This is a genomic window from Enterococcus nangangensis (genome assembly GCF_005405245.1).
GTDB lineage: Bacteria > Bacillota > Bacilli > Lactobacillales > Enterococcaceae > Enterococcus_J > Enterococcus_J nangangensis.
In genome coordinates this window covers 13,925-26,378 of sequence record NZ_BJDR01000009.1, presented here as the reverse complement: position 1 = coordinate 26,378, position 12,454 = coordinate 13,925, and the positions used below count along the sequence as shown (strand labels likewise).

At 42.1% G+C, this 12,454-nt stretch carries 14 protein-coding genes and 1 pseudogene; all 15 read right to left on the bottom strand.

Annotation, left to right across the window (positions count from 1 at the left end; genetic code table 11):
* Positions 1 to 41: 41 nt before the first annotated feature.
* The 15 genes and pseudogenes from FFM57_RS04415 to rapZ all read right to left on the bottom strand — a co-directional run bounded on the left by FFM57_RS04415 (position 42) and on the right by rapZ (position 12,237).
* Positions 42 to 356 carry a cupin domain-containing protein gene (locus tag FFM57_RS04415; RefSeq protein ID WP_137599314.1) on the bottom strand — a complete coding sequence of 105 codons (315 nt, stop codon included), beginning with the start codon at positions 354 to 356 and terminating at the stop codon, positions 42 to 44.
* Positions 353 to 699 (bottom strand): annotated as a pseudogene (locus tag FFM57_RS04410) (cupin domain-containing protein). Before FFM57_RS04410 ends, FFM57_RS04415 begins: the two are co-directional and overlap by 4 nt.
* A gap of 19 nt (positions 700 to 718) precedes the next feature.
* Positions 719 to 937 (bottom strand): hypothetical protein, encoded by a 219-nt coding sequence (locus FFM57_RS04405; RefSeq protein ID WP_137599313.1) that lies wholly within the window; start codon positions 935 to 937, stop codon positions 719 to 721.
* A gap of 238 nt (positions 938 to 1,175) precedes the next feature.
* A complete protein-coding gene (locus FFM57_RS04400) occupies positions 1,176 to 2,135 on the bottom strand; it encodes a TDT family transporter (protein WP_137599312.1) in 960 nt (319 codons plus the stop codon).
* A gap of 141 nt (positions 2,136 to 2,276) precedes the next feature.
* Positions 2,277 to 2,759 carry a hypothetical protein gene (locus FFM57_RS04395; RefSeq protein WP_137599311.1) on the bottom strand — a complete coding sequence of 161 codons (483 nt, stop codon included), beginning with the start codon at positions 2,757 to 2,759 and terminating at the stop codon, positions 2,277 to 2,279.
* 18 nt (positions 2,760 to 2,777) lie between these two features.
* A complete protein-coding gene (locus FFM57_RS04390) occupies positions 2,778 to 2,951 on the bottom strand; it encodes a type II toxin-antitoxin system antitoxin (RefSeq protein ID WP_137599310.1) in 174 nt (57 codons plus the stop codon).
* Positions 2,952 to 2,980: 29 nt separating this feature from the next.
* Positions 2,981 to 4,018: an SPFH domain-containing protein gene (locus FFM57_RS04385; RefSeq protein WP_137599309.1), complete on the bottom strand. Its 1,038-nt coding sequence runs from the start codon at positions 4,016 to 4,018 to the stop codon at positions 2,981 to 2,983.
* A 128-nt stretch (positions 4,019 to 4,146) separates the two neighbouring features.
* Positions 4,147 to 5,193, bottom strand: a complete 1,047-nt coding sequence (locus FFM57_RS04380; RefSeq protein ID WP_137599308.1) for a DUF6933 domain-containing protein — start codon at positions 5,191 to 5,193, stop codon at positions 4,147 to 4,149.
* Positions 5,194 to 5,266: 73 nt separating this feature from the next.
* On the bottom strand, positions 5,267 to 6,625 hold the full coding sequence (gene glmM / locus FFM57_RS04375; RefSeq protein WP_137599307.1) for a phosphoglucosamine mutase: 1,359 nt from the start codon (positions 6,623 to 6,625) through the stop codon (positions 5,267 to 5,269).
* Between the two features lie 36 nt (positions 6,626 to 6,661).
* Positions 6,662 to 7,759, bottom strand: a complete 1,098-nt coding sequence (locus tag FFM57_RS04370) for a CdaR family protein (RefSeq protein ID WP_137599306.1) — start codon at positions 7,757 to 7,759, stop codon at positions 6,662 to 6,664.
* A complete protein-coding gene (gene cdaA / locus FFM57_RS04365) occupies positions 7,759 to 8,658 on the bottom strand; it encodes a diadenylate cyclase CdaA (RefSeq protein WP_137599305.1) in 900 nt (299 codons plus the stop codon). The genes FFM57_RS04370 and cdaA overlap by 1 nt, the downstream gene beginning before the upstream one ends.
* A gap of 67 nt (positions 8,659 to 8,725) precedes the next feature.
* A complete protein-coding gene (locus FFM57_RS04360; RefSeq protein ID WP_137599304.1) occupies positions 8,726 to 9,409 on the bottom strand; it encodes a YjjG family noncanonical pyrimidine nucleotidase in 684 nt (227 codons plus the stop codon).
* A gap of 9 nt (positions 9,410 to 9,418) precedes the next feature.
* Complete coding sequence (gene whiA, locus FFM57_RS04355) at positions 9,419 to 10,348, bottom strand: DNA-binding protein WhiA (RefSeq protein ID WP_137599303.1); 930 nt, start codon at positions 10,346 to 10,348, stop codon at positions 9,419 to 9,421.
* 15 nt (positions 10,349 to 10,363) lie between these two features.
* A complete protein-coding gene (locus tag FFM57_RS04350) occupies positions 10,364 to 11,344 on the bottom strand; it encodes a gluconeogenesis factor YvcK family protein (RefSeq protein ID WP_137599302.1) in 981 nt (326 codons plus the stop codon).
* Positions 11,341 to 12,237, bottom strand: a complete 897-nt coding sequence (gene rapZ, locus FFM57_RS04345; RefSeq protein ID WP_137599301.1) for an RNase adapter RapZ — start codon at positions 12,235 to 12,237, stop codon at positions 11,341 to 11,343. Before rapZ ends, FFM57_RS04350 begins: the two co-directional genes overlap by 4 nt.
* Between the last annotated feature and the right edge of the window lie 217 nt (positions 12,238 to 12,454).

Sequence of the window (12,454 nt, the reverse complement as noted above, 5' to 3'; positions counted from 1 at the left end):
GTCCGTAATCAACCTCTCAAAGGTGATTACGAACACTTTTTTTATGCTTCATTTGGTAATTCGATTTGTAATACTTTGCAAGCACTAAGGGCACGGAAACTATGGTGGAGCTGTGGTGCCACCACCACCATTTCGCCTGCGGTCACCGTAAAACTTTCTTCGCCCAATGTAACGGCTAACTCGCCACTTAAAACTTCCACCATTTTAACTAGGGGACTGGTTTCGTTACTAATGGTTTCCGCTGAGTCAAAAGCCAACAACGTCACCGGTGTCGCGACACCAAGTTTTTTACTCAGGCTACGACTGGTAATTTGTTCTTCATGGACCTTGATTAAACTTTTTAAGTCGATAATCATGCAGTCGGTCCCTTTGGTTTTACCACCACTAAAAGCATTTGAAAAGCTTCTTTGGCGTACAACGCATGAGGAACATCAGCCGGCATGACAATCGTTTCGCCAGCGTGCACTAAAAATTTTCGCTGCCAATGGTAATTTCCGCCGTCCCGGTTAAAATATTTACCACGGCATCGCCATTAGAAGAATGTTTAGGAATTTCCTGTCCAGCCGCCAAAGAAAAGACCGTCATCCCTAAACTATCCCGTTGCACTAAGGTTTTGCTGAGCATTTGTTCTTCTTCAATTGGTACTTCTTTTTTTAAATCCAGCACTTGGCTGTGGGGGATTTTATGAATAAAATTCATTTGAACAACTCCTTTTTTTCTATTTTACACTACAAAAAGCTACGTAGCGTAACTTTTTCCCGGTGTGATTAAAAAAGCGATACATCTTTTGAAATTGCTGGCGATTTTCTTTTTGTAAGCCACGGCGAAGCATTTTGATGGTCCCTAAAAAACCTTCATCCCGCAACAGTCCGCTAGGAGATAACAAAGTCATTTTGCCATGAGTTTGGGTCACCGCTTGAAAACCTTTCGCCGTCAAAAGTGGCTGCCACGCCTCCTGGCCGTAATTTAGTTTTTCCTAGTCGTGCTAAAAAATTGTGTCCCATTTCTTTTTTCAGGGTTCTCACCTCGGTTAATTGATAATCATTCTCACTTAATAAGTGTAGTGGATTGCTTGGCAGGCGTCAAGGAGTTCTTTAAGGTGGGACCACAAAAATAAATGCGACAAAAAAAGAGTGCAACAAGAATTTTGTCACACTCTAAGCTTAGTCTGTTTTTCATTTTTCCGTTTCAAGTGGAACAAATAAACTCGTTTTAAAAAAGTGTAAATAACGAAACAACACATAAAAGACCATCAAACCTGCTAGGACAACTTCAATTCCCTCGACATAATCCAAAAATAGCATTTGCGGATAATGAAGATGCCAAAAATCATTGACGCAAGTTAAGGCTGTAGCGCTAATCACTAAGGGGAAAGTAAAGGCAGAATAGCTAGGATAAAACGGAACGCGTAAGGCCCGCACCACTAAAAAAATCAAAGTGCCTAGATATAAAATTTGCGCTAAACTTAATAAACTTACCATCAAGACTTCATTTACCCCACTAAAAGTTTTCAGATAACCCGTCAGACATAGCGAAGTCGGAGCCGCAATAATCGTATTTAACGGTAGCTGTGGTTTTTTCAAGGGACTGCCGAAAAAAGCGCGATACAAAACAAAAGGTAACATTCCCAAGTAAGCAATTAAAATGGGATAAAATAAAAGATGCGTTAGCTGAGGATAAAAAGCGTTCCCCGTAATGGGAATAATTCCTAAACCAATATAAACAATGTACCAGCTGGGATAGACTTGGTTCAAAGAAAATTTAACTTTAATCACAAACGCCCACGTAAAATAGCATAATAAACCCCAATGCAACACAAAGCCGATTAACCAAAAAAATTTCAAAAAATTTAAAGGTAGCCCCCATTGTAGTAAATACGTTGCCGTCACCATCCACGCCATGGAAAAAGTTGGGGCCACTGAAGCCACTACTGGATCTTTTAAAGCGGTGACTACCGTCTTCGCAGCAAAAATAATTTTAGCCAGCACTAAGGATAATAAAATAATACCGAGACAACCGGTAAAATTTCCCCAGACTAACCAATGCTCTTGTTTCATTAAATTTCCTAAGGCTACTAAACCTAGCGCCAGTCCACTAATGGGGATTGGCAATTTTTGTAAAAATTTTAACACCATCTACTCCCGCCCTTCAAACTCTCCTAGGATAGCATATTTTTCAGCTTACAGACAAGGTGCATTGGGGAAAATTTCTAGTTGTCAGCAAAAAAAGATGGACCACTATTTTCGTAGTTGGTCCATCCGGTAATCTTTTTATTTCTAACTTTCATGTAAAGCTTTAATGGCGTTTATCGTTCTAATGGAAAAGCCTACTACTCCCAAAATTGCAAAGGAAAACATTAAGATGCGTTGTAGGAGATTCATCTCTGTCGTGACGTTTTCCACAAAAGTGTCCACAATCATTAAAATAAGAAAACCCGCCACAAAAAGCAAAGCCAAAAGGGCCACTAGGAGTTTGATAATTTTTTTAAAATAGGGGCGTTCCTGACCATCAAGACTTAAAAAAGCATCCACACACACAAGGATTACCGCCACAAAAAGGCCAAAGACGACAAAACTTAAACCGGCTAAAGGAAAATTACCATCAAGTAAACCAGAAACCGTTCCGTAGGCAAAGAGCAACGCGAAGCCGCCAAAGAAAATTAAAGGGATTGCTAGTAACAGCCAAGCGATTGGTTTAGGCAACTGTTTAGCGTATTTTAAAATTGCTGTGAGGATTGCTCCACCAAAAAATTCAAACATTTTTTCATCTTCCACCAGCTATTCAGCCTGGTGACCTTTCTTTCTCTTTTTAACGGCTTCCGTCAGCAAGTACTCGATTTGACCATTGACACTGCGAAACTCGTCTTCTGCCCAGGCCATTAATTCGTCGTATAATTCACCAGAAAGCCGCAACGGCACTTGCTTTTTAGGTTTCGTCTGTTTGCCTGCCACAATGTACCGCTCCTTTCTTGGATTAACTTTTAATAAAGAGAACCACTATTGACGACTGGTTGAGCGTCGCGATTACCACATAAGACTACCATTAAGTTGCTCACCATGGCAGCTTTGCGTTCTTCATCTAAATCCACAATACTTTGTTCGTTGAGTTTTTCGATAGCCATTTCCACCATGCCTACTGCGCCTTCCACAATCAATTGACGGGCATCGACAATGGCTGAAGCTTGTTGCCGTTGTAACATGGCAGCCGCAATTTCTGGGGCGTAGGCTAAATGGGTAATTTTCGCTTCCAAAACTTCAATGCCGGCAACGTCTACTTTACTTTGGATTTCTTCAGCAAGTTTAGCACTGACTTCTAAGCTGGAGCCCCGCAAACTTTTTTCATTGGCATCTTCATCGTCAGTAGCATCATAAGGATACAAACGGACAATGTTTCGTAAGGCAGAGTCAGACTGGATTGAAAGGTAATCCATAAAATTATCCACATCAAACATCGCTTTAGCGGTATCTTTAATGTGCCAAATTACGACAATGCTAATGATGATGGGATTACCTAGTTTATCATTGACTTTTTGTTTGTTGTTGCTTAAAGCCATGGTTTTTAAAGAGAGACGTTTCTTAGGTAACGCCCCCGCTGCTGCCGTTTTGGCTGCTCCGACAACAGGATCACTGTCTCCGTCTTTTAAGCCAGCTGCTTCTTGACCAGCACTCTTAGGAACAGGCGCGGCCACCATAAAAGGATTGACGAAGTAAAAACCCGCACCTTTTAACGTCCCGACATATTTCCCAAATAAAGTCATGACTAAGGCCTCGTTAGGATGGACAACTTTCAAGCCGGCAAATAAAATCCAGACTGGGAGCACCCAATAAAAAATTGCAAGACCCATCAAGCTACCGCCTAAAACGCTAGGGCCATCATCCAATAAAAAAATTCCCCACACAAATAAAACAATCGATAAAACAATACCTAAAACATTAAGCAATAAAATTGGCATCCCATTCGCTGCTTTTAAATGAATTTCAGCCGTCGCCTCTTTTAATTCCACTTTCTCATTATCCATCTAACACTCCTCCTTTGATATCATTTTGATATCACATTAATTACAAGGAGAGTATAGCATGTTCCAATAACAGATACAATAGCCCCGACAAAAAAAACTTCCGCCAACCAAATGACGGAAGTTTACTTTTAAAAATCAAAATAATCAAAGTCCTGACGCAGTTGAAAATTAGACTCCGCACCAGCGATACCCTCAGCAATCTCTTCATCAATTTCTTTTAGCGCACTGGCAGGAATTTCACCAGCAGCCACCAAAAAGCGATAAAATTTTTTCAAAGCGGTGCCAGCTTTTTTTACAGCGGCTAGAGAGAGCCAAACACCTTGATCGACACCCCAATCCCCTAATCCATAGCTAAGCAGCTCATATTGACTAATGGGCGTCGGCATGGCCATATCGTAAAGGAAAAATTCATTAATAATTATGTCCACGTTTTCCACATGCTTGTGGGCAACTTTAGCACTGAGGTTTTCTTTTCCCAATAAATATTTTTCAAACTCAGCTAAAACTAGCCCATTATTGGCTGCTAAAGCGGCAAAGCGAACATCGTATTCCTCACTTGTTGCTGTTTCAGCCTGAAATGTTCCCCAGTTGGCATAAGGTAGCCACGTTTTTTCAATTTGGTAATTTTGGGCTGCAGTTACATCAGCAGTATTTACTTCTGTAAGCTTTAGTTCTTGTTGGAAAGCTTGTCGTAAGTTATCCACGGGATAGTTTTCCTTCACGATATTCTTCCCTAGGTTTTGGCTAGCTTTAACTTGCAAAATTTCCGTCAAGTCCAGCGGATGATGTTCTAAATAACGCAATTGTAAATTCATTACACCTACTACTACGCGATTAAAACCAGCATTTATTTTGATGTCCCCGGCTAAAGCTAAATATTTTTCAACTCGTGTTGGGGCAATCCCCGCCTCAATAAAAGCAGTATAAACAGCAGAGGGAAAAATTTCTGCCAACTTCTTTTTATTGGCAGCATTAATATCTGCTAAGACGATGGGAAAATAAGTTAAGTCATTCACTAAAAGCAAGATTTTTTTTCGTTGCACATTAAAATACGTAGCATGCCAAGAAAATAATGGATTCGTGGTGGCAAAAAGTTTTCCTTGGGCTGAATCTGCTACAGCAGGCAACCCAGTAAAAATATTTTGGGTTTTAGCGGTTGGATTAATGAGTAACATCTGCAAAACTCCTTTAGATTTTTTAAGCGTAAAAAGCGCCGCCACTCTAGACGAGTCAGCGACGCATTTTCAGTTAGTCTTCTAAACCAATTTCTTGGCGCACTACAGCGGCAATTTTTTCCACGTAGTATTCCACTTTTTCTGGCGTTGGCGCTTCAGCCATTACGCGTAATAAAGGTTCAGTGCCGGAAGGACGTACAAGAATCCGACCATCGCCAGCCATTTCGGCTTCGGCTTCTTCAATAGCGGCTTTAATAGCTGGTACTTCCATGGCCCCATTTTTGTTGGAGACGCGAATGTTCACTAATTTTTGTGGATATTCTGTAATTTCGGCGGCGAGTTCTGACAATTTCTTGCCCGTCTCTTTCATGATGCTTAAGAGTTGAATCCCAGAAAGCATCCCGTCACCGGTAGTATTGAAGTCCAAGAAAATCATATGACCAGACTGTTCGCCACCAAAGTTATAGTCGTTTTTCCGCATTTCTTCCACCACGTAACGGTCCCCGACTTTGGTAGTGATCGCATTTAAGCCCGCCGCTTTCAAAGCTTTGTAAAAACCTAAATTACTCATCACCGTAGCAACTACTGTATTTTTTTTCAAACGATTCTTTTCAGCTAAATACTTGCCACAGATATACATAATTTTATCGCCGTTAACGATATTACCTAATTCGTCCACCGCAATCACCCGATCACCATCGCCATCAAAAGCTAACCCAACATCGGCTGCCTTTTCCAAAACGAAAGCTTGAAGTTTTTCAGGATGTGTTGAACCCACACCATCATTGATATTCAAGCCATTAGGTGAAGTTCCCATCGTGTAAAAGTCCGTGTCTAAATCGGCAAACAACCGATTAACGGTGGTATAAGTGGCCCCATTAGCGGCATCGACACAAATCGTCAAGCCTTCGAGATTGCCTGGCACCGTTTGTTCTAAGAATTGCGAGTATTTTAACAACCCTTCTGGATAATCATCCACGGAACCCAAGCCTTCTGCGGCTGGCCGTGGTAAAGTGTCGTCGACTGCGTCCAACAACGCTTCAATTTCCAACTCTTGGTCGTCTACGAGTTTGTAACCGTCGGAACCAAAAAACTTAATTCCATTATCGGCTGCTGGATTGTGGGAAGCAGAAATCATCACCCCGGCAGCAGCTTTTTGTACCCGCGTTAAATAAGCAACCCCCGGTGTAGAAATCACACCCAAGCGAAATACTTCAATCCCTACGGAAAGTAAACCAGAGATTAAGGCGTACTCCAATAATTCGCCAGAGATTCGCGTATCTCGTCCTACTAAAACACGAGGTTTGCTTTCGCCTTCGTGGTGCCGACTTAAAACGTAGCCGCCACAGCGCCCTAATTTAAATGCTAACTCTGGTGTTAATTCCTGATTTGCGACGCCACGGACGCCGTCAGTCCCAAAATATTTTCCCATGATGATACTCCTTTAATGTAAGTCTTCGATTACTAATTAATTGGCTGTTGTTGAAGTGGTGGTTTCCACAGTGGCAGTGCCAGCAGCACTGCTAGAAGTTGTTGCACTCGTCTCACTTTGCACTCCGCTACTACTACTGCTACTAGAACCGCTCGTAGTAGGCGCTGAACTGCTGCCGCTTTGACTGGCAAAAATCGGTGTTAAAGTCACCTTTACACTCTTTGGCGTTGCCGTGAGACTGTCTTCCGGCAAGGGAATGTCCACTGTCATGGTGGTTTCCTTGCGAATTCCCGTAACATCCACTGGAATTTCAATAGTGGTGAGCTCAGCTAAAAGTGACTGCGGACCAGTAATTATCGCTTCATCGGTTTCCAAGTTGATATTGACGCTAGCAACTCCACTAGCCACTGTTCCGGTTTCTTTTGCTTTTAAGCTGACGGTTTTGGTGGGAGCGACTACTTCCACTTCACCCGTGACGCGGGCAGGTTCGATAGTTACCGGCAAAATGTCACCGTTACTATCAATGGCTTGCAGCTGAACTTCTTCAGAAAAACTTTCCATCGTAGTCCGGTTAGGATTAAAGACTGCTTGAACTTCTTTAATCTGCGTCATGGTCTGTTCACCAGTGGTCACGGTTACTTCCGTCTTATCAAACGTCACGTCGCCTAAAGTATAACCATCCTTCACTATACTATCACTCAAGACTGGTGTCACTTTAAATTTTTGTGAGACTTTCTTTTCAATCGTTACAGAAACAACGGCTGGATCCACAATTGCCTCAACACCAGAAGTTAAGTTCGTCACCCGTAAGGTCACATCCACCGTGCCGCTACTTTGATGACTTAAATCCGCCACCACCTTAAAGGAACGCGTGGAATCATCAGCCTCTTGGTTTAATTTGATACGATTTAGACTACTCAAATGAACACTGACGGTATCTGGCAAACCGGATACGTAATACTTGTCTTCATCGTAATCGACTTGAATGGGCACATCATAAGCAGTCGTATTATACGTCTGCGCACTTTGCGTTACTTGCCGTGAAGTACCAGAGTTAGCATTAAAGAAAAGAAGTAAGGCAAAGAGTAAGGAAATCAGGCTGTAAAATAAATTGCTTTTTAAAAATTTTTGCACTACTTCTTCCCTCCTTTACTAAGGCTAATACCTTCAATAAATTGCTGAAGAAGAGAACGTTTCTTTTCATCCTTATCTTTGGTGTTACGTTCCACTAATTCTTGGTGTAAAATTTTCAAATATTCATCCTGGCTCAAATGGGGAATAAAGGTGTTGTTTAAAGTGATACTGACATCGCCGGTTTCTTCTGAAACGACAAAGGTCAAAGCATCCGATACTTCGCTAATGCCAATTGCTGCCCGGTGGCGCGTCCCAAATTCTTTAGGAATCAGTTGGCTTTCTGATAAGGGCAAGTACGCACAGGAAACGGCAATTTTATTATTTTTAATAATGACGGCGCCATCATGGAGGGGCGTATTGGGAATAAAAATATTAATTAATAATTCCCCCGTAATGTCTGCGTCTAACGGAATACCGGTTTCCACGTATTCATCTAGACCTGTGGAACGTTCAATCGTGACTAACGCGCCAATTTTTCGTTTGGCCATGTATTGAATAGCCTTATCAAAGGCTTTCACCATCCGATCTTCTTCGGCGGCTTCTTTGCGCGTTGGCGTCCAAAACGAACTGCGGCCAATGTGTTCCAAGCCCCGCCGCACTTCTGGCTGGAAGATAACAATAGCGGCGATTACCCCATAGGTAATAATTTGATTCATAATCCACAAGACAGTAGTCAAACCAATCAAACCGGCAATTAAACGGAGGACAAAGAAAACCACGACCCCTTTTAACAATTGCACAGCTTTGGTGCCCCGCACCAACATGATGAGTTTGTAGACTACGAACCAGACGACAAGAATATCTAAGACTTTCACTAAGAAACTCCAAGATAAAAGGTTTGAGGTAAAGAGTTCTTGCCAGTAACTCGCCTCAAAGAATTGACTTAAATTAACATTCATAGCACAACCTCTTTCCTTCCGCGATTCCTCAATAAGTATAGCATATTCCAAGGAATGGTAGCTTTTCTTAAGAAATTTTTTGTAACAAGTTTGGCAAGTCTTTTAAGGCATGAATCTCAAAGGTAGGCGCAATCGTCGCTTTTTCACGGCGCGGATTAAACCAGACCGTCTCAATCTGGCTATCCTGACCTCCTTGAATGTCACTGGTTAAGCTATCCCCAATCACCAACATCTCTGCTTTTTGGTAGTGGGGTAAGGCCGCCACGACTTGCTGGAAGAAACGAGGATCAGGCTTCTGACAGGCCAATTCTTCTGAAATAAAGACGTGGCTGAAAAAGGCACCAAAGCCCGTGTTAGCCAGCCGCGCTTTTTGCGTTTGCGCAACACCATTGGTCACTAAACAAAGTTCATAGTCGGCTTGAAGTTGCGTTAAAAGTGCCCGGGCTCCAGGGATTTCTTTTTTAGCTTCCCCTAGGTAAGTACGGTACGCGTCTTCTGCTAACAGTCCGTTAGCGTCAATCCCTTCAGCGGCAAAAAAGCGGGGAAAACGCTCCCCGGTAATGCCTTCACGCGGAATTTTACCGGCTTCATATTGTTGCCACAACTTGTGATTAATGGTTTGGTAATTGGCAATTTTAGCTGGCGTATAGGGTACACCATAACGGGTAAATACTTTTTCCAAGCCATAAGCTTCAGCGGCTTTAAAATCCAATAAGGTATCATCTAAATCAAATAATAAAACTTTTTTCATGGGACTCCTTTAATTACTGCGTAAATTATCCGCAAATTCGTTAATTTTTCTAATCCGATGGTTGATGCCCGATTTAGAAATCGGCCCACTAGGCACCATCTCTCCTAGTTCTTTTAAAGAAATTTCTGGGTACTGCACTCTTAATTCAGCGATTTCTTTAAGCTTTAAGGGCAAATGATCTAAACCCACGCGCTCGTCAATATATATAATATTTTCCACTTGCTTGGCGGCAGCATCAATCGTCTTATTTAAGTTGGCTGTTTCACAATTCACTAGACGATTGACGGAATTGCGCATGTCCCGCACGATGCGCACATCTTCAAACTTCAACATGGAATTAGTAGCCCCAATTAAAGTTAAAAAGTCAGCGATTTTTTCCGCGCCTTTTAAATAAGCAATATAACCGTTGCGCCGTTCAAACGTTCGGGCGTTTAAATCAAAATAGTTCAGCATCTGACAAATATCATCATTGTGCTCTTCATAAATCGAATAAATTTCTAAATGATAACGACTCGTCTCGGGGTTATTCACCGACCCGCCGGCCATAAAAGCCCCCCGCAAGTAAGAACGCATCTTTTGGGGATTGCCCATAATTTCATTGGCGACATGGGAATGAAACATCATGCCTTCCATAATATCTAAATCTAAAAGCACCCGTTGCGTATCTTGTTTTAAGCGCACAATATAGACATTATTTTTTTTCAGTTTCATCTTGCGCCGCACAAGAAGCTCACTTTTTACATCATAGTGATCTTTTAAGAGGGAAAAAATCCGGCGCGCAATCGCGGCATTTTCCGTTTGCACATTTAAAATAAATTTATGATTCAAAATACTCAAAGAACCATTCATACGGATTAAAGCAGCAAGTTCAGCTTTTGCGTGCTCCCGATGCACTTCTAAGGTGGTTAACTCGCGCTTTACTTCTGAGGCAAAACTCACAGCTTGCCCTCCTTTCTAATAAATTAAACGGAACAATTCCTCCACCACTTTGTCGCCATCGTGAAACACTCCCCCGTTTTTCAGCTCCAGAAAATCAGCGGAAATCACCCGGCAATTTTCGGCCCGTAATCCTTGGAAATCGTGCGTCACTTGTACTAAATACTCATCGTAAATTTCCGGATCAGGAAATCCTACGGGGACAGGTTGGGTGTTGACTAAGACGGTATTGACAAAAGGCTGTTGTAAATGGTGGTGCAAGACCCGAATATGGTCGGCATCACTAAAGTGCTCCGTCTCCCCTTTTTGCGTCATAATGTTACAGATGTACACCACTTCACCACGAGCTTTTAAAAGCGCTGCGCCAATTTCAGGAATGACTAAATTAGGCAAAATACTAGTGAAAAGACTACCTGGCCCTAAGCAAATTAAATCTGCTTCTTCAATGGCTTTAACCACTTTGCGGGCCGGTTGTGCTGTCGTTTTACTGTCTGCCGTCGTGACAAAGACGTGGTCAATCGTCTTGCGATCTTTTACTAAAGAGCTCTCACCGGTGGCTTGGGTGCCATCTTTAAACACGGCATGTAAAGTTAGGGGCTCTTCTGATGCCGGATAAACGTGGCCATCAATGTGTAAAATTTTCCCGAGAATTTGAATCGCGTCGTACATGCTATCTTTCATTTCCGCTAAAGCGGCGATAATTAAGTTACCTAAAGAATGATTGGCAAAATAATCATCCCCTTCTTGGAAACGATATTGGAAAAGTTTTTCGTACAGTTGGGGCATCTCACTTAAAGCCACTAACACATTACGCAAATCACCAGGCGGGGCAATCCGCATCGCTTTGCGTAATTCGCCAGAAGAACCCCCATCATCGGCTACCGTCACAATGGCCGTAATATCTGCCCCTTGATTCCGCAACCCTTTTAAAATCACCGGTAAACCAGTACCGCCCCCAATCACCACGATTTTGGGCTTTTTTAACCGATATGTTTTCATGAGCGGTTCACCGTTTCTTTCCGCTTATCTTTATCACGATGGGTAATATTTACCGGATAGTTTTTTCCTAAAGCTTCTCCCACTCGTTGTGTCAAGGCTACCGAACGATGTTGACCACCAGTACATCCAATGGCAATCGTCACGCTATTTTTACCTTCTTTTTGATATCCGGGCATAATATTTTCCAGTAACGCCATAAAACGCTCATAAAATTCTTCCGTTTCTGGAAAAGCCATGACGTAATCGTAAACTGCCGCATCAAGTCCGGTTAACGGTCGCAACTCATTGACGTAGTGGGGATTAGGCAAGAACCGGACATCCATCACAATATCAGCATCAATAGGTAAACCGTATTTGAAACCAAAGGAAACCATCTCAATACGGAAAGTATGAACAGCTTGCGTTTTAAACTCTTGATAAATCCGTTCTCTTAATTGGCGAGGAGATAACTTGGTGGTATCAATCACCAGTTGGGCATCCCCTTTAATTTCTTGCATAATGGCTCGTTCTTTGCGAATGCCTTCCGTCACCAGACCATCCATCGCCAAAGGATGGGTCCGTCGTGTTTCTTTATAGCGAGAAACCAACTCTTCATCAGAAGCGTCTAAGAACAATAATGTGGTATCAATAATATTCGTATTTTCAATTTCCAATAACATATCTTGAATTTCTCTAAAGAAGGAGCGGGAACGCATATCAATAACTAAAGCAATTTGCGTTACTTTGCCACTTTCTTTAATTAGTTCCCAAAACTTAGGAATCAAACTTGGCGGCATGTTGTCAATACAAAAGTAGCCTAAATCTTCAAAGCACTGAACGGCTACGGTTTTGCCAGCACCACTCATCCCAGTGATAATCACTAATTGCAGATGGTCATTTTTTTCTACTTCCATCTAAATCCCTCCTCAAACCTACTGAAAACAGTATAGCACAACCATGCCGGGCGTGTCTTGCTTATCTCCCTGATTGCTGACTACTTTGCAAAATCTTTACTCCTTTTGCATGATGTTTAGTTATTGACGAGCTTAGGAGACTTAATGGCTGTTTTCGAACGTTTATGATTGCTTTTGATTGATTAAGAAGAAGCACCGTGGTATTCTTACCATAAGG